Raw genomic sequence first — 24,506 nt, 5'->3', positions numbered from 1 at the left:
CTACCCCTTAATTCCTATCAAGGTGATGCCTTCAATAATTTGCTTTTGGGCAATGATGTAGACGATTAGCACCGGGACGACAGAAATGGTGGTACCCGCCATCATCAGTGACCAATCAGCGGTATATAACCCTTTGAAATTGTTAAGTAAAAGCGGAACCGTGAATTTCTCCGGTGTATTGAGATAGATAAGCGGATCAAGAAAGCTGTTCCAGGCACCCAAAAAGGTGAAAATCCCTATCGCCGCCAATGCCGGACGAATGAGTGGCAGGATGACGCTCCAGTAAATACGAATGTAGCCCGCCCCATCCATTACTGCCGCTTCCTCCAGATCGCGTGGGATACCCATGACGAACTGGCGGAGCAGAAACACTGCGAATGCATTAAACAAGGCTCCAGGTACGATCAGCGACCAATGCGTATCCAGCCAACCGATGCGATCCATCACCAAATATAGCGGAATCATCGTCACCTGCTTGGGCACCATCATCGTTGCGAGGAACAAGATAAACAGTATATTCGAGCCCGGAAATCGGATTTTAGCAAAAGCATACGCCGCCATAGACGCGCTAATCAGTGTCGCAGTTACGATGATCACCGTAATGTAAAAGCTGTTCATATACGCCTGCACGAAGGGCATCGCTTCCAGCGATGCTGGATAGTTGCTCCATACGAACGGATCAGGAATCCATTGAGGTGGGACGACGAAAATTTGAGAAATATCCTTCAGGGAACTGAGAACAGTCCACAGGAATGGAAAAAACATGACTAAAGAGCCGACAGCGAGCAGCACATGGCGCAGGAATACCCTACCTCTGGAACTAATCTCCATAGTGCACCCACCTCTTTTGCATTTTAAATTGCAGCAGTGTAAATACGAGAATGATCACGAACAAAATCATTGCTGCCGCAGCACTTTCTCCCATCGTGAAGTCAATGAACGCCTGATCATAAATGTGGTACACCAGTGTATAACTTGCTTTAGCTGGCCCTCCATTCGTCATGACAAACGCCTGATCGAACACCTGAAAAGAACTGATGACCATCATGATGGTCACAAAAAAGGTCGTCGGTGACAACAGCGGCAATGTAATATACCTTAGCTGCTGGAACTTGCTGGCCCCGTCAATTTCGGCTGCCTCGTAATAGCTTTTGGAGATACCCTGGAGTCCTGCCAGAAAAATGACCATATTATATCCCAGTCCCAGCCATATGCTCAAAAGCGCAATCGACGGAATCACCCACTGCGTATCAGTAAGCCACATCGGGCCTGTAATCCCAATCGCTCGCAGCAGATGATTTAAAATGCCAAATTCGCCGTTCAGTATCCACATCCAGATGACACCAACCGATACCGAACTGGTTACGACAGGCATGAAAAAGAACAAGCGATAAATTTCCTTGCCCTTCACTTTGTTGAGCACGATGGCTACGAGCAGAGCCAATATAATCCCCGCCGGAATGACCAGCACCATATAGTACATCGTATTGATGAGGGCCTTCCAAAAATCAGGATCAGATAATTGGCCCTTGAAATTGTCCAAGCCGACAAACAAAGGTACGCCAAATCCATCCCAGTTTACAAAGCTTAAGTAAAGCGCATATAGCAACGGCAACAGCGAAAAACATAACAGACCCAAAAACTGGGGGCCAATAAATAGATAGCCCCACAGCGCTTGATGCTTTTTCTGCATCTTGTCACCTTCCTCCCCGGTCACGGCCCATCCCGTGCCTACTTGACCGCCTTGGATATGATCTGATTCAACTTTTCAATGGTTGCCGTAGCATCCTGCTTGCCCAGGAACATCAGGTCGATGGTTTCCGTGATATCCGAGTTCAGCCCTGGCACCTGAGCATCATAGGCCAGTGCAGATCCATGAGCATGCCCTATGTTACGTCCTTCGGTCAAATAGCTTGAATGCTCAATTGTCGCCTTTTTCATAATGCTCTCATCTGCGGCAGCAAGCGTACCCATGGCATTCCCACCTTCAACCAGCCGGGCCTCCTGCCCCTTAACAGAGACGTAGAATGCTGCCAACTTCATGGCCTCTTGCACATGCGGACTATTTTTGTTTACAGCTACATAGGCAACCGGAATGGCAACGGGCTCATTCTTACCGGTATTGGATGGCCAGTAGATATAATCGAAGTCGAGGCTTTTATTTTGACTAAACAAGGGTTCCAGCCATCTTCCCGCCGCCAGCATACCGACTTGATTGGACATGAACATCGCGTCAGCCCCTTGCCCTTTGGGAAGCGAGCCGAGATATACCGCATTTCCCTTTTTCACCATATCGTACATAAAACCGAAGGCTTCCTTGCCCTTTTCATTGTGGTCCAGCACATATTTGCCTTGTTCATCAAAGATCTGACCGCCATTCGACCACACCCATGAATACCAGTGAGCCCACCAGTTTTCCGCAATATAACCCTGCTTTCCGGCTGCCTTCAGCTTGGATGTAACCTCCTCAAAGGCGTCCCAGTTCCACTTGCCTTCGTCATAGTATTCTTGCGGCGTCTTCACGCCTGCTTCCTTAAATACCTTTTTGTTGTAATACATGACCATCGGGTTGGAGTCGGGAGTGACCCCATAAATTTCCCCATCACGCTTTGCCGGTCCCCACAATCCTTCCGGAAAATCCTCAGCCTTCACATCACTCGCATCACTTTTTAAAAACTCACCCAAAGGCTGTACCTGCTTCGCCCCGATCAAACGCGCAATCGTCGGTTCATACGAATAAAACACATCCGGTCCGCGACTTCCCTGAAGCTGTGTCAACAGCTTTTGCTCATATTGGTCTCCCGGTACAGGCACCAGCTTAACCTCGATATTTGGGTTTTCCTTTTCAAATGCATCCAGCGCCCGCTGATACACCTTCACCTCCGCAGGATTACCCCAAGCCTGCATCGTAAGTCGCACTTTTTGCCCTTCTGTCTCCTCTATTTTGGGAGAGGTACTGCATGCCGCTGCAAGTAAAAACAGAACGCTGAGGAAAAATCCAATCTTTATCCAGCTCATGTAATTGTCCACCTTAACCGCCTCCTGTAGCTTCGCATGGTTGTATGTCATCCTTCTTTTGAAGCGCTTACAAAACTTTCCCTATCATCATATGTAGGAGGGGGAGGCGCGATATCCCCATTTTCATTTTTATATAAATTTTTTTTCTTTTGGGGGCTCTGATATGACAGTGACCAAGAGAAAGTAAAGGGCTATACAGCAAAAAAGAAGAATGCAGATCACCTGCTTCCTTCTTTCGTTTTCTTCAGTAGATTCCGTTTTCTATGACTTTATTAGCATCTTTTCAAAAATATTATAGCCGTTCGTTTCGCCTATATACGTATAACCGCATTGTCTGTAAAACTCGCTAAGCTTGTCATTGCCCGCAATACAGTCTAAACGGATTCGATCCTTGCCTGTGAAGTGGATGCCTCGTTCAATCCATTGCATCAGCTCACGGCCTAGCCCCTTCCCGGTGCTATCGCGATCCACAACCAAACGATGCAGATATACTGAGGTTCCTCCCTCAGAATCCGTTTCGTCTAGTCCCCACAACTTACGGTCCCATGCACTGGGTTGCTGCTGCAAGATCACTGCGCCTGCCAGGCTATGATCCTCTGATGCTCGGAAAATAACCACTTCTCCGCGTGCAATAGCGCCGCCTAGGTTATGATCATCTTTTCCTTTTAGTAAGCGTCCCCATTGCGTAGAGCCTTTGCTGTGCAGCCATCTGGCCGTCTTTAAAATTAACTCCTGAACCTGCTCCTGATCTTCAGTGCTTGCCTGAAAAGCCATTAATCCTGGTTTGACGGATGATTCGACAATATTCATTGATGTCATGCTGCACCTCAACTCTCACTAATTTTCCTTATGTATAAAATATAGCATAAAAAATGAGCGTCTGATGATCTGGCAGAGCGTAAAAAATATGAATACTACTATACTCTTATCGGTCATTTATGGTGAAAAATGTAACCTTTCTAATCATTTCAACCGATGATATCCGTATGAGAACAGTTGGAAAGGTTGTGAATGAGGTGCCAAGCCGTAATCCATATCTCCTCAAAAAGATATTTGGCATAAACAAAGAACGTATACTCATCTTCGCGCTGCTGCTGATCCCCGCTATCGCTGCCTTTATTGGAACAAGGCCTATGCCTGCGCAGTATATTTTGCAGGGAGAAATGCATCCGGTCAAAGATCTTGGCGTTCAGGGAAGCGTGTTTTTTGCGTCTGTGCAAACGGGTATTGCTAACAATCTCCTGGAGCGTTGGAATGTATATTCCAGTGAAAATGTATCTGGGGGAGCGATTAAATTTGAACCTCTTGCCCCTGATGAAGTGGACTCTTATTTGAAGGACCTTACAGAGACGGACACGCTAAAATATTCTGCCATGCAAGCCGTACATGCAGCGACGGAATTAAGCGTAGACAGCGACACAGCTGGGGCTACGGCGACTTTCTCGAATCTTAACAAATTGGAGGATGCTCGCTATGCGGAGCTATTGACTCATTTGCAGGATCTTTCGGGGAATTCCTTGGGTCTGATGACAGGTATCGGACTGTATGAGGAAGCCAATAATATCGACTTTTCAGATGGCGGACGTCACAAAATCGCAGGCTCTGGCACGATGGAAGAATACGGAGATGTCGGATCGGTCGGTGGGCTGGAGCAAAAGCTGCTGGGAGCCGAGGCGGCAAAGGTTGATCTATTCTTCGTACCGGCAGATTATGAATGGTACGGTGAGGAAGGCAACGAAGCAGAGGCTGCCCGAGTTCAAAAGGAGCATGGACTCAAGTTACGCATTATCCCCGTAGAAACACTGGAGGATGCTATCGTGTATTTGAAGCAACTAGATTGGGAGGAAGTACATCTTGAATGATCCAGATTCCAAAGCATTCCCATCCAAGACAGCTGGCAGCGTACATCAAGCCTTACTAGCAGTGGGCACTATAGGCGAATTTATCATCCTTATTTTTACATTAGTGTATATCTACGCAAATGATTTTTATTATGATCATCTATACGAGCTGGAGCAAAAATTTACAGTTTTTAGCTTTGTGCTGTACTACTTGTGTTTTGTAACCTATCTGATCTGGCTAGTTCAAGTACATAAAGCCATCCGGCAAAAGCATTCCGATTATCCGATTCGTACCGTGGGAGCCATTGCTCGCATGATTCCTTTTATTAACTTGTGGGGATTCTCTAATACATTCACCCATATTTATAGGTACTTTGCGCTCCACCCCGAATTGGAGCGCAAAGCCCGTTATATTCAAAAGATGATTGTTCCGCTATATTTTGTCTGGTTTGGTGAAGGAATTATTAATCGGATTCTTATCCGACACTTTTCCGATATGGAATCGATGTCCATGTTGTTGGGAGCTATAATGCAAACCGCCAGAATGGCCTGCTTTTACTGCATGACACGGGTTATTCACAATAGTCTGGTTATGCTGAATAAAAAAGATGAAGAAGGATTGCATTAAAAAAAACGAGCTGGCCTTCACGGTCGGCTCGTTTCCATTTCTGGTGAATGGTGTTACTCCATCCCCATGATTTAATTCGTCTGTGAAGCAGGCACAATTCGGTATAATCCTGAAGTCTCGCCCGCCGCGGGACGTACTTCCTGGATGAACCATCCTAACGACAGCACTCTCTCCAGCCGATCATACTCAGCCTTCGTCAGTTCGGATGTAACGGCTTCGCTTCCTTCTTCCAGTGACAGCTCAGGCTCCCGCCCGAACGCAACGGCAATCCACGAACGAATGCCCCGGATCGTATTGTACTTGATCTGATATCCATCCGTTACCGCGCTGACAAACACTTCCGGCTCTTGGGACGCCAGCCCGGTGACAAGCTCTGTATAATCAAAATCGGATGGTCCGTCCGTTGGCAGCTCATTTTGCTGCACCCGACGGATTAATTCCTCTTGGGACCAGCCTAAAGAGCGTAATGATTCCAGCAAGAGCGCGTCCCATTGGGAAATACGTACTCTTTTCGTCGATTCAGTCATCGTTTTTTACCTCCTTTGGGTCATGCACATCATACAACCGCTCTTAACCCTAAAGGTTAACCGGGTATGCTACATAATGGCCGGGACTGATTTCTCTCAGCTCGGTTGCACTGTTGTTATCCTTGTCCCATACTAATGAACCGTCTGGTTGGGCCAAGCCTCCTCCCAGTCCCCCTTGCTCTCCGACCGCTCTCGGATCAGGCACAGGGATGGAGGATAGCAGCGCCTGCGTGTAGGGGTGAGCGGGCTGCTCATACAGTTCATCTGCATCGGCTACTTCTACCAGTCGCCCATGGTACATCACACCGATTCGGTCTGAAATATGTCGCACCATCGACAAGTCATGGGCGATGAACAGATACGTCAGCCCGAACTCCTGCTGGAGATCCTCCAGCGTGTTAATGACCTGCGCCTGAATGGACACATCCAGTGCCGAAATCGGCTCGTCACAGACGATGAACTCGGGGTTCACGGAGAGAGCACGAGCGATGGAAATCCGCTGGCGCTGCCCGCCGCTGAACTCGTGCGAGTAGCGATACAGATGTTCCCGCTTCAGCCCTACCTTCTCAAGCAAAGCCACTACAGCATCCTTACGCTCACTGCCCTGATGCAGTCTGTGAATATCCATCGGCTCACCGATCAGGTCAAGCACGTTCATACCCGGATTAAGAGAGGAATATGGGTCCTGAAAAATGCTCTGAATGCGCCGACGCAGCGGCTTGAGCTGTTTATCGTTCAGCTTGGAAATATCCTGACCGTCAAAGCGTACCGTACCTTCTGTATAATCGTATAATCGCGTCAGACAGCGTCCAACCGTTGATTTCCCACTACCTGACTCACCGACCAGTCCGAACGTCTCGCCACGCTTGATTTGAAAGCTCACGCCATCCACCGCCTTGAGCACCTCAGAGCTACGCCCTAACAAATCCTTTGCGGTCACAAAATGCTTCTTAAGCTGGTGTACCTCCACCAAGGGCTGATGCTCACCCAATACATCATTTGCTTCACTCACCGTTATTCCCTCCTTCCGCGTGGCCCGCTTCGGGCGTCTCGTAGACTCCAGCAGGCACTGCGTCCGGCTCGTTCAACCAGCAGGCTGCTCGCTGATCCGGGCGCAGCTCCACCATCGGTGGCCGCTCTACACAGCGGGCAAACGCATATGGGCACCGTTCCATGAACGGACAGCCTGATGGCGGGTTCAGCAGGTCCGGCGGCGTGCCCTCAATCGGCACCAGCCGCTCGCGAAAACCGTTCGTGCGCTGGGGCACAGAACGCAGCAGGCCCTGCGTATACGGGTGGCCCGGACGATAAAAGATATCGTCCACGCGTCCCTCCTCCATCACCATGCCGCCGTACATGACGATGACACGACTACACACCTGGGCGACGACGCCCAGATCATGGGTGATCAGAGCAATCGACATGTCGGATTGCTGCTTTAGCGTCTTGAGCAACTCCAAGATTTGCGCCTGAATCGTTACGTCCAGCGCTGTAGTCGGCTCATCTGCAATCAGCAGCTCCGGGCTGCACGAGAGCGCCATGGCAATCATCACCCGCTGGCGCATCCCGCCGCTGAATTGATGCGGGTATTGGTTCATTCGGCGCTCCGGCTCGGTAATGCCTACTTGTCGCAGCAGTTCTACTGCTGCTTGCGTAGCCGCTTCCTTGCTCAGTCCTTGATGTCTACGAATCACCTCAACCAGGTGATAGCCAACCTTTTTGACCGGATTCAGCGAGGTCATCGGGTCCTGAAAAACCATTGCAATCTGGTTTCCGCGTATTTTGCGCCATTGCTTTTCCGTCAGAGCGGTCAGGCTTTGTCCCCGGTAACGGATATCGCCGTTCAGTCGCTTGCCCGGCGGGGCAATCATCGACATGATCGCTTTCGCTGTAACACTTTTGCCGCTCCCGGATTCTCCTACGATTCCTACCGTTTCTCCAGCATCAATATGAAAACTAACCCCTCGAACTGCCTGATTTTCCCCTTCACGAGTGAAAAAGGAGACCTCCAGCTGTTCGACGGACAGTAGATGTTCTGTCATTGTGTTTTCGCTCCTTCCTGTCGCTCCTGGAGCCATTTGTAATGGACCTGTACTATGAATCTATGAAACTATGAATCATCGTTTTACTAATTTGGGTTCAAAGCCTACACGCAGCACATCTCCCAAAACATTAAAGCTCAGCACAGTCAGTAAAATAAGTAGACCCGGGAATAATGCCATATATGGGGCCTGTGCAATATATCCCTGGGCATTATTCAGCATACTGCCCCACGTAGCGTTCGGCAGCTGAACACCAAAGCCAAGGAAGCTCAGTGACGATTCCATCATAATCGCTGAAGCGATATTGTTCGTCGCCCCTACGATAATTACCGGAATCAGATTCGGTACGATGTGCTTCATAATAATACCCAACGTACTTTGTCCCGAAGCTTTGGCATATAGTACATACTCCCGTTCGCGCAACGTCATTGTCTCTGCACGGACCACCCGGGCAATGTTCATCCACATGAGCAGGGCGATAATGACAATGATATTGCCGACGCCTGGCTTCAAAAACACACTCAGCAGCAAAATAACCAAGAATGACGGAATTGACATGATCAGCTCCAAAACCCGCATAAGCAGATTGTCGATCCATCCTCCAAAATACCCGCTCACAACCCCTACCACTGCACCAATACTGGTCGCAATAATCATGGACGCGAAGCCTACCAGCAATGATACACGTCCGCCGTACAGTGCTCTTGTAAAATAGTCCCGCCCATAATCATCCGTCCCAAACCAGTGTGCCGCTCCCGGTGGTTGGAGACGCTCCAGCACGTTCAACTTATTCGGGTCCTGCGGCGATAAAAATGCGAAAATCGCCCCCAGCGAGAATACGATCAATAGTATGAGAGCGACGGCGCCCATTTTGCTCGTCATCAGCTCGATCCCGATGTTGCGCCATTTGCTCCGATTCATGAATTCACCTCGTTGATTTAATTCTCGGGTCCGCAATGCTGTACAAGATATCCGCAAGCAGATTACCCATGATCAGCAGCAGAGCGGAAAATAAAGTAATCCCCATGATGACGGGATAATCCATCCCTTTTACCGCCGTCATGCCCAGCGAGCCAATGCCCGGCCAGGAAAATACCGTCTCCGTCACAATGGCTCCAGCCACCAGGTCCGCAACCGACATTCCGAGCAGCGTAATGATGGGCAACAGCACATGCTTAAGCACATGTCGAAACAAAACCAGTCTTTTTCCAGATCCGAACGCGTATTGAATCTGCACATACTCTTCCTTGAGCTGCGTAATCGTGCTGGAACGGATGTACCTCACATACACAGACAGAAAGCCGAAGGCTAGTACAAAACAGGGTAAAATCCCATGCTTGATTACATCTAGCACCGAGTCCGTACCGATGGTACGCATTCCTGTACTCGGAAGCCAATGCAGATAAATGGCAAACAAATAAATAAGTAAAATACCGAGCCAAAATAGCGGAACAGAAATTCCGATGTACGACATCAGATTAATGAGCTTGTCGATCCAGCGATTCCGATTAGCCGCAGCCGTCAAACCGAGTGGAATCGCAATTAGCACAGCCAATATGATGGATGCACCCATCAACCCGGCTGTAGCCGGCAGACGATCGAGAATCTGATCCAGCACAGGCTGGTGATTAATTAGCGAGTAGCCGAGATCACCCGTCAGGCTCTTTTTAAGCCATAATATGTACTGCACATAAGCAGGCTGGTCCAGCCCCAAGCTATGCCTCATTCGTTCAATGTCTTCCAGATGCATATTCGGTGTAACAAAAGAGAGAACCGGATCACCTGGAGCCAGCTTGATCAAGCCGAAGCAGACGATGGACACAAAAAATAGCATCGGTATAACTTGCAGCAACCTTCTGGCGATGAGTTGTCTCATACGTTTCCCTTCCCCTTGCTGTTTTCGAAAAAAATAAGCTGGTTAGCCCAGCTTATTTTTGAAAACCCTGTCTTATTTGTGATAAATTTTGGACAAATCCTCGAAAATCACGACCGGCTTTAACACAGCCTGATCAATACCGCCATACTGCTTGTCGAAGGCTACAATAGTCTTGGTGTAAGCAATCGGGTAGATGACAGCATCCTCAGCCAGCAGCTCTTGTACCTTTTTATAAATTGCTCCACGTTTAGTCGTATCCGACTCACCCGCGCCCTCTTCCAGCAGCTGATCCACTTCTTTATTTGAATAATGCGAATAGTTGGAGGATGATCCGGTGCTATATAAAATACGATACGCGTCAGGATCATACCCCATGATATAGCCGCTGATCGCCAGATCGAAGTCCTTGGCATTCGTATCGACGAATTTTTGCGACCATGCCGAGGAATCCATGCTGTTCACGTCCAGCTGAACGCCAATATCCTTGAACTTCTGCTGAATATACAGCGCTTGTGCTTCCTGAACCTTGTTGCCGCCCGGTATGATAATGCGCAGCTTCAGTCCTTCAGCTCCAGCCGATTTCAGCAGTTCTTTTGCTTTGTTCACATCATTATTGAAAAATGCAACGTCGTTCGTGTGATACAGTACGTCCTGTGTCAGAGCAGATTTTGCAGTATCTGCATAATCCTTGGAGCCATAGGATACCTGAATCAATTCATCCTGATTCAATGCATAAGAAAGCGCCTGCCGTACTTCTTTTTTGTTCAACTGCTTTGTATCACTGTTTTCATTAAACAACAGATAAGCCAAGCGACCTTCGCTGTAAGGGAAAATGTCAAACTTATCTGTTGCTTTAATGGTCTCCACATTTTGCGGATCGAGATAGTTTACATTGATCTCACCATTTTGAAGGGCCAAATTCGCAGCATTTGAATCTTTAACAATCCGGTATGTTACTGAATCCAGATGCGGCTTTCCGCCAACATAGTTATCGAACCGTTCGAGTGTAACGTACTCACCGGTTTTGTACTCTTTAAATTTGAAAGGGCCAGATCCAATCGGAGAGTTGTTTTTTGTACTCTTCTCAATATCCGCTTCATTCTCGAAAATGTGCTTCGGAATCGGGGATACCTGTACCAGTGCTGCCTCAAAAGCAGGAGCTGGCTGAGGAAGCTTGAAATCCACCGTTGTATCATCAACCTTGCTCGCCTGAACCGGTTTGCCATTAACCATAAAATTACTTCTCAAAAAGCTGTGCTGCTTCTCGTCCAAAATTTTGTTAATGGTGAAAACAACATCGTCAGCTGTCAGCTTCTCGCCATCATGCCAAGTCAGATTTTTTTTCAGTTTTAGTGTATAAGTCAGCTTGTCTGCTGAAGGAGTCAGACTGTCTGCCAAATAAAATGTCTTTTTGCCATTGTTCACTTGAAACAATGGTGCGAATATCGCCTGATCTATCGTCAGACTTACCCGATCCCCCGCATAATTCGGATTCAGCACCACCGGATCAGCTTGTACGCCAATGATCAGGCTGCCGCCATCTTTAGGCTGTCCGTTATCAGCTGTTGTGGTAGCTGTACTGGGCGTATTCCCATTCGTCTCAGACGTAGATCCAGAATTCCCGCTGGAGCATGCACTTATAACCAACATCAATACAATTAATACCAATACACCAGTCAAATTACGACGCATCGCTCTAGCCCCCGTGTCCTCTTAGTATGTAATAAATTTATTATAAATCGGAATAGTCGGATTTACAATCGGTCAAAAACTGTTTATTCCCCTTGTCATTAGCATTCCAGACATTATGTGATCGAATCTAGAAAAAAGACACCCGTTAAGGGTGTCTTTGTCTTCAGAGTATCCACAAACTGATTAGTGCCAGGATGGCAGGCAGGCCTTGCTTTAATAAAATAGACTTATTGGCAGTTAATGCACCATACAACGCAGCCACTACCACACAAATGACAAAGAATAATTGGATTTGCCGCCCGAACACAGTATCTGGATAGAACAAGCCCCACACCAATCCGGCTGCCAAAAAGCCGTTGTACAGCCCCTGATTTGCAGCCAAGGATTTGCTTGCTTCCGCCAGCTCCTTCGAGGTGCCGAACGTACGCATCGCCCGCGGAGTCGTCCACAGAAACATTTCCAATATTAGAATGTACACATGCTCCAGAGCTACAATTCCGACCAATATTGAACTAAGTAAGCTCAAGTATATTCCTCTTTTCCACATAAAGTTACTATGAGGTGATTTTTAGATCTATCCTCGAAAAGTATAGTTCATCTTCCAAAAACAGTAAAGAGACCGAGCCTAAGGCCCGGTCTCATTTCTACATGAAGCCTTACATCGTTCTTGCAAAATCCAACAAAGCTTTGGACATGCTGTTGATCTCGTCTGTAGATGCATTCACTTGTTGCGTTAGCGCGGCTTGTGTTTGTGTCAGCGTAGACATATTACCAATATTGTGCAAAATCCGCTCGATGAGTGTCTTCATTTCGTCCAGACTAGTCTCGATATTTCCGGTCGCATCAGCACTGTGTATGGCGAGTTTTCTCACTTCATCTGCAACTACCGCAAACCCCCGTCCCTGCTCGCCCGCACGCGATGCCTCAATGGCGGCATTCAGACCCAGCAGATTCGTTTGATTCGCAATCTCTTTAATGAAGTTGGAAATGTTTTGCGTCTCTTCTGCACTGACTTTGGCTTGATTCGCCGCCTCTGTCGATTGCTCCTGAGCCGTTGCTAGCTCCTGCGCCTGGTTACTAACCGAGTTAACGCCGTTCACCATTTCCGTAATGGAATCGGAGAGATGCTGGATTTTGAGCGTCAGCTCATCCGCGACAGCCTGCTTTTCCTTTTCGACAGTGATATCACGAATGGTACCCGCAATACGAATAGGCACTCCCTTGCTATCGCGTATGCTTTTTCCACTGCAATAATACCACCGATGCTCGCCATTCTTACGTACTAAACGGCATTCCATTTCGTACGGTGTGCGTCCCGTATAATCATTTAAATGATCATTCAAAATCTTAATCGCCATTTCGGCATCCTCAGGATACAGGATTGAAGCCCAACTGCTAAGCTTGCTTGGGAAATCTTGCTCGTCCTTAAAGCCTAGCGTTGCGCGGAATTGCGGTGACCACCAAAATGTATTATCCGGATTTTCTATATTTCCTCCAATAATGTTTACATCGTAAGGAGCCTCTACCAGCACAAGGTTAATGAGATCGTATCTTGTAACCATGGCCTCCAACTCTTCAGACTTAATCTTCTGGTCGTGCACATCCAATAGAGCGCCCGCAATCCGAAGCGGCACTCCCTGCTGATCGCGGATCGTCGTTCCGGTAGCCCGGAACCAGCGGTATTCTCCATGCTTCAGCTTCAAACGATACTGTACGTCATAAGGCGTCTTTCCCGTAAAATCCAGCAAATGATCCGACAATTCGGTCAATGCTCTGTCATGATCTTCGGGGTGCAGCCGGGATGCCCAGCTGTTTAATACATTGGGAAAGTCCTTTTCGCTCTGATACCCCAGCATAGCACGAAATTCTTCTGACCATGTGAACGTATTACTTGGATTGACGGGATCACCCGCAACCACCTCCATGTCCCATAAGCCAATCTCTATAGCCTTGGTAACAAGCTTCAGACGGATGTCAACATGTTGAGCATCATTTTTCATGGACTCAAGCGCTTGGTTGACATTGTTTGCGATTTCTTGAACCTCGGAAGATTGGGATGAAACTTGTATTGCGGCAGAATAATCCTTCTGCTGTATTCTTTGTGAAAGTTTGCGGCTTTCTTCTACTAAAGGAGCAAGTGAGTGGGTCTCATTTTTTTTAAGAAACATATATGCTCTTCCCTTCTAAGCCAATATATAAAACGATATAGTTTAATATCGGAATTTTATTAAGAATCATTATAAATAAATCTAAAATAGCATAGGTAATAAGAATCATTTTTATGTCCATATACCTATATATTCATACATAAAACATCGAAAAATATCGAAAAAGGAAAGGTCTTAATAAGTCTGGAAATGAAAAGAACACCTTCGCATTACTTCGCAAAAGTGCTCTTTCTGGCAATTATTCAGTTCGTTGCATCTTATTTAATTGAAGCAACGTATTCCTCGCCCTTTTCTTTATCATATTGGCCTTCCCATTTGGACATGACCACAGCGGCAAGCGAGTTACCTAATACATTGACTACCGTACGCGCCATATCCAGAATGCGATCAATACCAGCAATAAAAGCCAACCCCTCCAGCGGGAGGTTCACTGCTCCAAGTGTAGCGAGCAAAACGACAAAGGAAGCACCTGGCACCCCTGCAATACCTTTAGATGAAATAATCAAAACTAGCACCAGCGTGATTTGTGTCGTGATTGGGAGGTCAATGCCATACATTTGGGCAATAAAAATCGCAGCCAGTGCCTGATACAGGGTGGAACCGTCCAGATTAAAAGAATACCCAATCGGAATGACAAAGGACGTAATTCCTTTAGGACATCCGAACTTCTCCATCTTCTCCATGATCTTAGGCAAAACACTTTCCGAACTGGCCGTCGAATATGCAAGCAACAGCTCACTTTTCAAAATTTTAACCATGGTCCAGAGACGGGTACCGCAAAGCTTGGCGATAATTCCAAAAACAATCACAATGAACAGTATCATGGAGCCGTACACCGACAAAACAAGCTTCAATAAAGGCCATAACGAGGCCAATCCAAACTTGGCCACTGTCGTTCCAATCAGGGCAAATACACCGAACGGAGCCAGGCGCATGACCTGATTGGTTACCCAGAACATAGCGTCGGCTACGCCTTCAAAGAAATTCAGCACAGGCTTGCCTTTGTCACCAATCGCCGCTACCCCTAGTCCAAACAGTACGGAGAAGAATATAATAGCCAGCATATCTCCCTCGCCCAGGGCGTGAATAACATTGGTAGGAACAATATGCACAATCGTATCTATAAAGCTATGGCCTGACTTCTCTGCAGTCTCTACATAGGAATGGATATCACTCTTGGCCAGGTGGGACATGTCCACGCCGTCACCTGGTCGAACCAGATTGGCAACAAGCAGTCCGAAAAGGATGGCGATTGTCGTTACAATCTCAAAGTAAAGGATCGACTTTCCGCCGAGTTTACCCAGTTTCTTCATATCTCCGACGCCGGCTACGCCGATAATGAGCGTTGAGATCACAATAGGCACGACAATCATCTTGATCAAGCGGATGAAAATATCGCCGATTGGCTTTAAGTAGACTTCCACCCCTGAATTGCCGTAAAATAAGGCACCAATAATAATACCTAAAGCCAGACCGATAAAGATTTGCATCGTCAAATTAATCTTTTTCACTTCGTGTCCCCCCTGGCTGATTTGTATATTTTTGCAGTATGCTGTTCTTAATATTCAAATGATGTTATTTATACTACAATCTGATCTATAAAAAACGACAATTATCTACAGCTGCATTTATTTTTTTCTATAAATTCACAAACTTTAACGGCGAGCCTGTGAATTTAGCTCACATTGCCTTTCTGACTGAATACCCAGGAGGTGAATATAGATGAAGTTGAATACGCTCCTTTTCCTGCTCATGCTTGTATTTGTACCGCTCGCAGGTGAGCTGAATATTCACCCGTTCGCTAATACATTCCGTCTCAGCTTTGGTACGCCTGTATTTTTTTTCTTTCTGTTATCTATTCGTCATATTCCGCCTGCATTATCGGGAGTGCTTGCAGGGATAGCGGTAGTCGCCTTTCGCATCTTACTCAATCATTACACTCAGCCCGGCCTTCCCTTCGAAGAGTTGCTGACACTGCACGGCCCTACTTTTTTTTATTACACGGTCTACGGCCTGCTCTTCCAGGTCCTTAACATTAATGCTGAGCCTTACCGCGCACTCCGCGTGGGCATCCTCTCTGTAGGGATTGAGGTTGCCGCAAGTGTGTCGGAACTTAGCGTCCGGTGGAGCATGGACGGCGATTTCTGGGACATCATTAAGATCAGCAAAGTAGCTTTCATGGCTATGATCCGCAGCTTCTTCGTGCTTGGGTTTTATAATATGATTCGGTTAAATCAATCGGTCCAGCATGAAGAGGCACAGAGGCAGCAGACGGAGCGAATTTTACTCCTTGTATCGGACTTGTATGAGGAGTCGGTCCAGTTAGGCAAAACGCTGTCACATGCAGAACAAATCACTCGTGAAAGCTACGAGCTGTACCGTGAGTTGCAGCAGGATGAATCTCTGAAGGATAGAGAACATTACGCCAGACAGGCACTTCGTATTTCCGGACAGGTTCACGAGATCAAAAAAGACAGCCAGCGGATTTTTGCTGGTTTGTCCAAGCTGATTGATGCCGAAAGCGGAGTGCATTACATGGCCTCTCAAGAGCTTGGGGAGCTAATCATCCGAACGAACAGCAAATACGCGCAATCGCTGGACAAGTCTATTCGTTTTACCCTTGATGTCGATCCATTGTTACCCAAGCTGCATGTTTATACCGTTTTGACACTTATTAATAACCTGACAGCCAATGCGGTTGAAGCAATGAAGGACAACGGAAGGATTGACGTTTCCATTCGCTGTCTAGCGGGAAAAGAGGATATAGCTTCCTTTATTGTCACCGACAACGGGCCGGGTATTCCTCAGCGTAAAAGGGAAATGGTCTTCACACCGGGGTATACGACCAAGTATGATGAGGAAGGACAGCCGTCGACCGGTATGGGATTGTTTTATGTACGTGAGGTCGCGGAGAGCCTTGGAGGAACGATTGAACTGCAACAGGATGAAGAAGAGAATACAGATAGATTACAGACCACTTTTAGAATTACATTGCCTTTACGGAAACTGACGGAGAAAGGAAGATAGCCCGGATGCGTTTTTATATTGTGGATGACGATCAGGGAATTCGTTCTATGCTGGCAGACATTATTGAAGACGAAGGTCTAGGAGAAGTCATCGGGGAAGCAGAGGATGGTACCTACGTGAATAGCGGCCTCCTGGAGCTGAACCGGATTGATGTATTGCTGATTGACTTGCTGATGCCGCTTCGTGACGGCATTCAGACCGTGCGTGCACTCGGCGATCAATTCAGCGGCAAAATCATTATGATTTCTCGCATCGAATCCAAAAACATGATCGGCGAGGCATACTCGCTCGGTATTGAATATTATGTGGCCAAGCCTTTGAATCGACTGGAGATTATTGCAGTTATTCATAAGGTGGCTGAGCGTCTGCGCATGCAGCAGTCGATTACGGATATTCAGCGCACGCTTCAAGGGTTGTCGATGTTCACAACGAACAACCCAACGGCAACAATTGAACCGACCCGAAACATCGTAACTTCCGGGCAGTTTCTGCTCTCCGAAATGGGGATGATCGGCGAAGCCGGGAGTATGGATTTACTGGACATGCTGGAATTTCTGGACCAGTATGAGGAGGAAACAGGCAATCTATCTCCTTATCTGTTCCCGCCGTTGAAGGATATATTTGCTAATGTAGCATCCAAACGGTTAGGGGCTTCAGCCTCAGCAGTAGAGCTGAGTAAGGAAATCAAGGCATCGGAGCAACGTGTCCGCCGTGCTATTTTCCAGACGCTAAGCCATATAGTATCGCTCGGATTGACTGACTATACCCATCCTAAATTTGAAAATTATGCATCCAAATTTTTTGATTTTACAGAAATCCGCAAAAAAATGCTGGAGCTGCAAAACAATGTGGAGCCTTCACTGTCCCAAGCCCGCATTAATACGAAAAAGTTCGTACAAGTGCTCTATATGGAAGCAAAACGGCTATTACACTAAGCATTTTGCATAAATCCCAAGAGTATTTACAAATCAGCAATATATAGATCGGAACGGGTTAGTCCGTCTATATATTGTACCCTCGAGCGTTGGGAATCGAATTATGCAAAATGCTGACATTAAAAGAAAGCACCTGCATATCCCCATGTATCTATTACTTGGAGATTAACAGGTGCCCATCGTAGATGATTCGATATCCCTTTAGTCCAGACTCTTGTCCTGCCACTCCATAGCTTCCAAGAGATCTACACCATCGGACAGCAGACGTTTCAAGACATTCAGTTCTTCCGAGCTATAACGATTTAAAAATTGAAATAACTGCTGCTGTACCTTAACATGCAGTCGTTCATGCACAAGAAAGAGTCTTTTCCCCAACGGGGTTAACCGAAAATAGATTTCTTTCTTGTTGTCGTTAAGCTGGGTTCTGCGAATCCAGCCTTCCTTGAGCAGCTTGGTGCTGACTTTCGAAACTGTACCCTTGCTCAGCTCAATTCGATCCGCTAATGTCGTAACATTAATCGGTTCATGCCTCCCGATACAGTCAATGACGTGCACATCCGTCAGATTGAGTGAAGCAATTCCATCAAAATGCTCTTGGATTTCTTCGAGAATAGTCATGCTCTCTCTCTGCTGATGCTGCTCCAGCTGGTGATTCATCTTAATGAGCAAATCATAAACATGCTGAACTGATGTCACTTTCTCCATACGAAAAAATGGTCACTCCTTTGGCATACTCCTCCTTTCATTATAGCCCATTTTTGTTTTGTAGAAAACAATATATGCATACGGAAAGCTCCCCTTTAACATTTCCGTATATATACAAAATATATCTATTGTTAATACTTTGTTTCCATTGAAACAATTTTATTTTAGTGCAATCGAGAATGATTATCAATTGTTTTTAAAAATTATTTTTGTTTCTCTTCATACTACGTGGGTATTTTCATTTTATAAAATATAATTGTATAATCGTAAAATGAGAATAAGCTAGAAACAAGTTCTCCATAGAAGGGATGATGATACATGTCGGATGCAAACCAATTATTCGGTCAAGCACTGGTTAAATCACTGGTTGGGGAACGTGGACATATTCGAGTAGCTCGGGCTTTACCAGACATCGACGTCGAACTGGCAGGGAAGAAAAATGCAGAAATGCCTTACAGCATTTATCAACTGCTGAAGCATATGATTTACTGGCAGCAGTTCATGCTGGAGCATTTGGAAGGACGGAAGCCCCAGCTTCCGGGCAATGTCATGGAAAGCTGGCCCAAAGAGACTGGACCGCAAAGCGAAGAGGCATGGCAGGCTGTCATTAACGAATTTTTACAGGGTGTAGATCAGGCTGTGCAGATTGCCGAAACCGCGCAACTGGATGATTCACTAGCTCATTTCCCAGGTGAAACGAAAGCAGGACTACTGCGGAATATCGCTTCCCACAATTCATATCATTTGGGTGAAATCGTGCTGCTACGCCGGATTTATGGAGCTTGGCCACCACCAGGAGGCGGCTTTCCAGCCTAAAGGCAACACCATGCTCTAATCAAGCTTTCCCCCATCCGCTGCTCCATACCTCCATCATTGCAATGGGATTTAGGCACCGCGAGGAACTCGCTTGCGTACCCTATATGGGAACCCGCTAACTCGACCTGAAGCCGTTTACCCGTAATCAGGTGCAATCCGAATAACGGTTCCCATGATGCAAGACCAAAGAGAGGTTTCGAGGTTATGGTGAGACACTTATATTTAAATCGTAATATTGCCTGTATGATTGTGATCAGCCTTATTGCTAACATGAGTGGAAGTATGATCCTTCCACTCTTTGCTATTTATGTAGAGCAATTCGGGATATCCGTACTCGGCATGAGCATTTTATTTTCTCTATTTTATGTAGGTAGATTTCTTGGTGGAGGCTTGGCAGGACGAATTTATGAAAAGATTGGCGCAAAACGCTTGGGGTTGAGCTTACTTATTGCTGAAATCGCATGTATGCTCCTGTTTCCGATTGCAACAAGCTTCATCATTCTATCCATACTGAGACTCCTCCAAGGCTTGGTAGCTATAGGTCTAACCGTCTTTGTAAGAGTCACGATCAACCATATGAGCACCGCAGAGAATCGAGGCACGCTCAATGGATATATCAGCAGCAGTGAAGGTGCCGGTATGATTTTAGGGCCCCTTATGAGTGGAGCTATTGTTTCTTATTTTTCTTTATCCATTCCGTTTTATTTCGTTGCTATTTTCTCATGTATATCCTTCGTTGCCGTCTCCAGAATGACCTTCCCCAGTCTCTCTTCCAAACCTCAGCAACAGCACGCTCCCCTTCATGAGTCGAAAAGAAAAACCATGCTAACGAAACAGCTACTGCTCTATTCCACCGTTCATTTCCTTGAAATGAGTGCATTCGCTATATTTTTAACGTACTTCTCTGTATATGCAACCTACAAACTCCATTGGAGCCCCGCAGAAATTAGCTTAGCTTTTACCATTATCGGCATATCGACCTTCATATCAGCCCCCTTTATTGGCAAACTATCTGATCTACTTAAGGATCGCTTGATGCTTTGTATCATCGGTCTATTGTTGATCATGGTGGAAATCATCTTATTTCTTTGGTTCACAGAACCGTGGATCGTATACTTAGGGATGTTCATCGGAGGTATAGGAGGAGCCAGCTATCTGGATTCCTTTTACTCGCAACTAGGGGATGTTATTCCTGAGGAGAATAGAAGCTCATTTATCGGCAACGTCGTATCTTTGTCCGAATTGGGGGCCATTGTGTCTCCGATCATCGCAGGTGCACTCATGGAACGGTTTAGCATCAACACTCCCTTTTACTACAATTTGATTTTGGTGTTGATCGCTATAGTTATCCAATATGTTATTCATTTTAAGTCGAAATCTATAAGAAAAAGGCCATTTGCATAAGCAAGCGGCCTCCTTTCTTTTCATCACAGCTCCAACTCAACTGCAACCCCAAAATGATCCGATACAACTGGTCCAGTTTTCCCGTTCAGTACAACGGTTGAGGATTGAACCTGTGCAGCCTTATTGGAGAAGATAAAGTCAATACGGAGCGGCTCCGCATTACTTTCCCAACCAGCAATAGCTTTAATCACTGTGTGGCCTTCATCACGTACTGCTGCATTCGGATAGGTGTCCGACCAGCCGGATTGCAGTACATAGTCATATCCTTCTCCGCGTACTTCAGCCGCGTTGTTGAAATCACCCATCATAAACACAGGAGTCGGAGCAAAAGAATTTAGCACTTTTGTTGTACGATCCCATAGTCCACGGAAGGATTCTTCATCATTCCACCAGTTATAATGTCCACTTACAAACCAGGCCTGCACTCCGTCCACCACAGTTTGAACGCCGACAATTTTACGTGAGCGGTAGTTGTCATAATCCTGTAGCGAGGAAACATATTCGTTCACCGTAGCTGTAATCGGTGTTTTGGACAGAATCGCCAAACCCTCGTCGTATTTGGCAAAACCAACATGTGCGGGAGCCCACGTCCACTGATAAGCATCGGACAATAGCCCGTTCAGCACATAAGCATAGTTATCACGCTTAATGACAACTTCAGGATCTGCGCTATAATAAGCGCCCAAATCGTCCGGCAACAAAGGAGTCTCTTCCATGGACTGGTTCACTTCCTGCAAAGCAATGACATCAAACTGCTGTTCATCAATAAAAGCAGCCAGCTGCTTTAGCTTATCATGCTGGTTTTCTTCCATCCAAGCATGTGCATTTAAGGTTAACAACTTCAAAGTAATCACCTGTTGAGTATGTCTTGTATATCTGATTTAAGCACATCGGCCTTCGGTCCGTAAACTGCCTGCACCCCATTGTCTACTTTTATCAAGCCCAAGGCACCCAGCGCTTTCCACGTCTTTTCGTCCCCAACGGCATCCGTATCCTTCACCGTCACACGCAGACGGGTCATGCAAGCGTCCACCTCGACAATGTTCTGCTCACCCCCAAGCGTCTTGATGATATCCGTAGCCAGTTGATTTTGAGTGGAAACAGCTGCCACACCCTCTGTCTTCGTATTCCCAGCCACGGAAGTCCCTTGAGGCTCCTCATCCGTATAGTTCCCCAGTCTTCCCGGCGTAGCCATTTTGAATTTACCGATCATAAAATACGCGATAAAGTAGGTTGCTACCGCAAACACCACACAAGTCAGCACGAAGTTAATAATATCCTGCACCAAACCCGCATTTATAGACAACGGCATTCGGGTCAGCAGTTCAATCATACCAAACGAATGTAAACGCAAATGTATGATGTCGGCCATTCCGAACGCAATACCGGTAAGAATAGCATAAACCACATACAGCACAGGCGCCACGAACATAAACATGAATTCCAGTGGCTCCGTTACCCCTGTTAAAAAGACAGCTGCGGCTGCCGAAAAGATCATCGACTTGTACTTGCCACGTTTATCTTTGTCTACACGGCGATACATGGCCACCGCTAGTCCCATAAGGATTCCTGCTCCACCGATCATTTGTCCTACCTTGAAGCGGGCAGGCGTCACGCCTTCCAACAAGCTATTGTAGGCTGTCGGATCAGTACCACGAAGCGCACTTAGGTCACTTGCCCAAGCCAGCCACAGCGGGTCTTGCCCGGCAACGACGCTTCCTGCCCCGGAACCCGTAAGTGTCGTGTAAACGCCACCAAGTTGAGTATAGTTAATAGGAACGGTCAGCATATGGTGAAGTCCAAAAGGAATTAATAGTCTTTCCAGTGTACCATAGACAAATGGCGCTACAAAAGGAGCCGACTCCCCTGAGGTCGCTAACCAAATACCGAACTGATTAATCCCCCCCTGAACAAATGGCCAGATGGCAGACATGATCAAACTTACGATGACAGACCATAAAATCACGACAAAAGGAACAAAACGTTTGCCGTTAAAAAAAGCTAAAGCGTCTGGCAGCTTGCGGTAATTGTAGTACTTGTTAAATACCACGGCCCCGACAAAGCCGGAGATGATACCGACAAACACACCCATATTAAGTGCAGGTGCCCCTAAGACAGAGGTAAAATAGCCACTAACCGGAATGGATGCACCAAAAAGAGTGTGGGTGGTGGCACCCTCCTGGGTTAGCATTTTCGAGGACACACCCAAAATCGTTCCTGTTGAAATATTAATGAGAATAAAGGCAATTAAGGCCGCAAAAGCTCCGCCCGCCCGTTCCTTAGCCCAGGAACCACCAATTGCCACGGCAAACAGTATGTGTAAATTATTGATAATACCCCAACCCAAATTCTCCATAACCCCGCCGACGGTCAACCAGAAATGGATATCACCAGCCAACATCGCCACTACTTTACCAAGCGAAATCATAATCCCGGCTGCCGGCATAACAGCAACAACCACTAGCAGTGCTTTCCCGAGCTTTTGCCAAAAATCAAATGATAGAAGTTTTTTCATGCTCCTTCAATCCCCATCCCTTATAGTATGTACAGCGTTGTTTGTACCCTATAAACATTATGCAATCGGTTGCACAATTATTATAATGATATCGCTTTCTATTGGCAATACCCTAATTGTAAATATCTTGGCTAATGATCATAGAAATACTCGAAAAAGCCGCGAATTTGTTGATTTTCGAGCAATATCGTATGATAGAACATAATATTTCCTGCTTGAGATAGCAAAAGGAGACGAAGACGATGGCAGTAACCATCAAAGATGTCGCAAAACGTGCTAATGTTGCTACTTCCACCGTATCCCGTGTCATTCAAGACAGCCCCAAAATCAGCGAAGCGACCAAGGCACGTGTCCGTAAAGAAATGAAGGCGCTTGGCTATGAACCCAACTATTCAGCTCAGAGTCTGGCTAACCGTGTCACACAGTCAATTGGCATCATTATGCCTGAATCGGATGTGGCAATCTTTCAAAATCCGTTCTTTCCGGAAAGCCTTCGCGGGATCAGCGAATGGGTAAATGAGCACAACTATACACTGTCCATTGTCACAGGAAAAACGAGCGATGAATTGCTATCCCGCGTGAAGCTGATGACCCGGACCGGGCGTGTTGACGGCTATATTGTTCTGTACTCCAAGCAAAAAGATAGCATTGTGGAGTACCTTCATAAAGAAAAAATACCTTACACCGTAATCGGTAAGCCTCAGCAATTTGTCAGTGAAACTACCCATGTAGATAACGATAACTACCAGGCTGCCAAGGATGTGGTCACTTATTTGACTGGGCTGAATCATCAGCACATTGCTTATGTTGGCGGTGATCATGAACACATCGTGAATATTGAAAGACTCCGAGGCTACCAGGATGCGTTGCGAGAGGCAGGCTTGCCTTTACCCAAGGAATACGTGGTCAGGGAGCCATTTAATCTGGAGGACATGCGCACATTATTGCAGGCCACCCCGCCGCCTACCGCGATGATCGTTAGCGACGACCTTGTAGCCATGGCAGTACAGAAAATGCTTTCTCAGCTAGGCGTGTCCATGCCAGAGCAGTTATCCATGGTGAGCTTCAATAATCTAATGCTAGCTGAGCTGATGAATCCCCCTCTGACTTCCGTGGATATTGATATCTTCACTCTAGGTTATCAGGCAGCCAAAAGCCTGATTGAAAAAATCGAGGACCCCAAGGAATTGACCAAGCACATCATTGTTCCCCACCGAATCGTGGAGCGCAAATCCAGCCAATTACTATGATTCTTAGCGGAATGAACAAGAACTGATTTTGTGGAAACCCATAAAATCAGTTTTTTTGCGTT

General features: G+C 46.6%; 23 protein-coding genes. 7 read left to right on the top strand and 16 right to left on the bottom strand.

The genetic code is table 11. The features are described from left to right. The 4 genes from ACWGXJ_RS01360 to ACWGXJ_RS01345 form a co-directional block, all read right to left on the bottom strand. Complete coding sequence (locus tag ACWGXJ_RS01360; RefSeq protein ID WP_452565995.1) at positions 1–831, bottom strand: carbohydrate ABC transporter permease; 831 nt, start codon at positions 829–831, stop codon at positions 1–3. Beyond that, complete coding sequence (locus tag ACWGXJ_RS01355) at positions 821–1,693, bottom strand: carbohydrate ABC transporter permease (protein WP_061830759.1); 873 nt, start codon at positions 1,691–1,693, stop codon at positions 821–823. Before ACWGXJ_RS01355 ends, ACWGXJ_RS01360 begins: the two co-directional genes overlap by 11 nt. A gap of 38 nt (positions 1,694–1,731) precedes the next feature. Further along, positions 1,732–3,030 (bottom strand): ABC transporter substrate-binding protein, encoded by a 1,299-nt coding sequence (locus ACWGXJ_RS01350; protein ID WP_452565994.1) that lies wholly within the window; start codon positions 3,028–3,030, stop codon positions 1,732–1,734. 249 nt (positions 3,031–3,279) lie between these two features. After that, positions 3,280–3,837, bottom strand: coding sequence for a GNAT family N-acetyltransferase (locus tag ACWGXJ_RS01345; protein WP_134903574.1), 558 nt, complete (start codon positions 3,835–3,837; stop codon positions 3,280–3,282). Between the two features lie 167 nt (positions 3,838–4,004). Here ACWGXJ_RS01345 and ACWGXJ_RS01340 point away from each other — a divergent pair, with 167 nt between their 5' ends. Together ACWGXJ_RS01340 and ACWGXJ_RS01335 are read left to right on the top strand one after the other, a co-directional pair. Continuing rightward, positions 4,005–4,880: a hypothetical protein gene (locus tag ACWGXJ_RS01340; protein WP_254327271.1), complete on the top strand. Its 876-nt coding sequence runs from the start codon at positions 4,005–4,007 to the stop codon at positions 4,878–4,880. Then, a complete protein-coding gene (locus ACWGXJ_RS01335; protein ID WP_235306960.1) occupies positions 4,873–5,487 on the top strand; it encodes a hypothetical protein in 615 nt (204 codons plus the stop codon). The genes ACWGXJ_RS01340 and ACWGXJ_RS01335 overlap by 8 nt, the downstream gene beginning before the upstream one ends. Before the next feature lie 71 nt (positions 5,488–5,558). On the opposite strand, the gene ACWGXJ_RS01330 is transcribed toward ACWGXJ_RS01335, so the two are convergent. The 9 genes from ACWGXJ_RS01330 to ACWGXJ_RS01290 form a co-directional block, all read right to left on the bottom strand. Next, positions 5,559–6,014 carry a hypothetical protein gene (locus tag ACWGXJ_RS01330; protein WP_452565993.1) on the bottom strand — a complete coding sequence of 152 codons (456 nt, stop codon included), beginning with the start codon at positions 6,012–6,014 and terminating at the stop codon, positions 5,559–5,561. 49 nt (positions 6,015–6,063) lie between these two features. Beyond that, positions 6,064–7,026: an ATP-binding cassette domain-containing protein gene (locus ACWGXJ_RS01325; RefSeq protein WP_452565992.1), complete on the bottom strand. Its 963-nt coding sequence runs from the start codon at positions 7,024–7,026 to the stop codon at positions 6,064–6,066. Continuing rightward, positions 7,019–8,056, bottom strand: a complete 1,038-nt coding sequence (locus tag ACWGXJ_RS01320) for an ABC transporter ATP-binding protein (protein WP_452565991.1) — start codon at positions 8,054–8,056, stop codon at positions 7,019–7,021. Before ACWGXJ_RS01320 ends, ACWGXJ_RS01325 begins: the two co-directional genes overlap by 8 nt. Before the next feature lie 75 nt (positions 8,057–8,131). Further along, on the bottom strand, positions 8,132–8,977 hold the full coding sequence (locus ACWGXJ_RS01315) for an ABC transporter permease (RefSeq protein ID WP_061831917.1): 846 nt from the start codon (positions 8,975–8,977) through the stop codon (positions 8,132–8,134). Between the two features lie 4 nt (positions 8,978–8,981). Next, complete coding sequence (locus tag ACWGXJ_RS01310) at positions 8,982–9,932, bottom strand: ABC transporter permease (RefSeq protein WP_452565990.1); 951 nt, start codon at positions 9,930–9,932, stop codon at positions 8,982–8,984. A gap of 72 nt (positions 9,933–10,004) precedes the next feature. Then, positions 10,005–11,624, bottom strand: a complete 1,620-nt coding sequence (locus tag ACWGXJ_RS01305) for an ABC transporter substrate-binding protein (RefSeq protein ID WP_452565989.1) — start codon at positions 11,622–11,624, stop codon at positions 10,005–10,007. A 163-nt stretch (positions 11,625–11,787) separates the two neighbouring features. Beyond that, complete coding sequence (locus tag ACWGXJ_RS01300; RefSeq protein ID WP_061831915.1) at positions 11,788–12,150, bottom strand: DUF1304 domain-containing protein; 363 nt, start codon at positions 12,148–12,150, stop codon at positions 11,788–11,790. Between the two features lie 130 nt (positions 12,151–12,280). After that, complete coding sequence (locus tag ACWGXJ_RS01295; RefSeq protein WP_452565988.1) at positions 12,281–13,792, bottom strand: methyl-accepting chemotaxis protein; 1,512 nt, start codon at positions 13,790–13,792, stop codon at positions 12,281–12,283. Positions 13,793–14,049: 257 nt separating this feature from the next. Further along, positions 14,050–15,303: a cation:dicarboxylate symporter family transporter gene (locus ACWGXJ_RS01290; protein WP_061831913.1), complete on the bottom strand. Its 1,254-nt coding sequence runs from the start codon at positions 15,301–15,303 to the stop codon at positions 14,050–14,052. 211 nt (positions 15,304–15,514) lie between these two features. Between ACWGXJ_RS01290 and ACWGXJ_RS01285 the strand changes: the two genes are divergently transcribed. Together ACWGXJ_RS01285 and ACWGXJ_RS01280 are read left to right on the top strand one after the other, a co-directional pair. Continuing rightward, entirely contained in the window at positions 15,515–16,819 is a 1,305-nt protein-coding gene (locus ACWGXJ_RS01285) for a sensor histidine kinase (protein WP_452565987.1), read from the top strand. 5 nt (positions 16,820–16,824) lie between these two features. Next, positions 16,825–17,754 (top strand): response regulator, encoded by a 930-nt coding sequence (locus ACWGXJ_RS01280; protein ID WP_061831911.1) that lies wholly within the window; start codon positions 16,825–16,827, stop codon positions 17,752–17,754. 201 nt (positions 17,755–17,955) lie between these two features. On the opposite strand, the gene ACWGXJ_RS01275 is transcribed toward ACWGXJ_RS01280, so the two are convergent. Continuing rightward, the gene (locus ACWGXJ_RS01275; RefSeq protein ID WP_452565986.1) at positions 17,956–18,459 is read right to left on the bottom strand and encodes a MarR family transcriptional regulator; all 504 of its coding nucleotides are present in this window, start codon (positions 18,457–18,459) and stop codon (positions 17,956–17,958) included. Between the two features lie 318 nt (positions 18,460–18,777). Here ACWGXJ_RS01275 and ACWGXJ_RS01270 point away from each other — a divergent pair, with 318 nt between their 5' ends. Together ACWGXJ_RS01270 and ACWGXJ_RS01265 are read left to right on the top strand one after the other, a co-directional pair. Further along, the gene (locus ACWGXJ_RS01270) at positions 18,778–19,275 is read left to right on the top strand and encodes a DinB family protein (protein ID WP_250259875.1); all 498 of its coding nucleotides are present in this window, start codon (positions 18,778–18,780) and stop codon (positions 19,273–19,275) included. A gap of 204 nt (positions 19,276–19,479) precedes the next feature. Continuing rightward, positions 19,480–20,679, top strand: a complete 1,200-nt coding sequence (locus tag ACWGXJ_RS01265; RefSeq protein WP_452565985.1) for an MFS transporter — start codon at positions 19,480–19,482, stop codon at positions 20,677–20,679. Between the two features lie 23 nt (positions 20,680–20,702). On the opposite strand, the gene ACWGXJ_RS01260 is transcribed toward ACWGXJ_RS01265, so the two are convergent. Together ACWGXJ_RS01260 and ACWGXJ_RS01255 are read right to left on the bottom strand one after the other, a co-directional pair. Further along, the gene (locus ACWGXJ_RS01260; RefSeq protein ID WP_452565984.1) at positions 20,703–21,524 is read right to left on the bottom strand and encodes an endonuclease/exonuclease/phosphatase family protein; all 822 of its coding nucleotides are present in this window, start codon (positions 21,522–21,524) and stop codon (positions 20,703–20,705) included. Between the two features lie 5 nt (positions 21,525–21,529). Next, positions 21,530–23,194: a PTS transporter subunit IIBC gene (locus ACWGXJ_RS01255; protein ID WP_452565983.1), complete on the bottom strand. Its 1,665-nt coding sequence runs from the start codon at positions 23,192–23,194 to the stop codon at positions 21,530–21,532. A gap of 242 nt (positions 23,195–23,436) precedes the next feature. Here ACWGXJ_RS01255 and ACWGXJ_RS01250 point away from each other — a divergent pair, with 242 nt between their 5' ends. Continuing rightward, positions 23,437–24,444 carry a LacI family DNA-binding transcriptional regulator gene (locus ACWGXJ_RS01250; RefSeq protein ID WP_103048414.1) on the top strand — a complete coding sequence of 336 codons (1,008 nt, stop codon included), beginning with the start codon at positions 23,437–23,439 and terminating at the stop codon, positions 24,442–24,444. The last annotated feature ends 62 nt before the right edge of the window (positions 24,445–24,506 follow it).

Source organism: Paenibacillus sp. S33 (assembly GCF_053615415.1).
The sequence above is the reverse complement of the archived record's forward strand: the minus strand, read 5'-3'. Positions and strand labels throughout refer to the sequence as shown.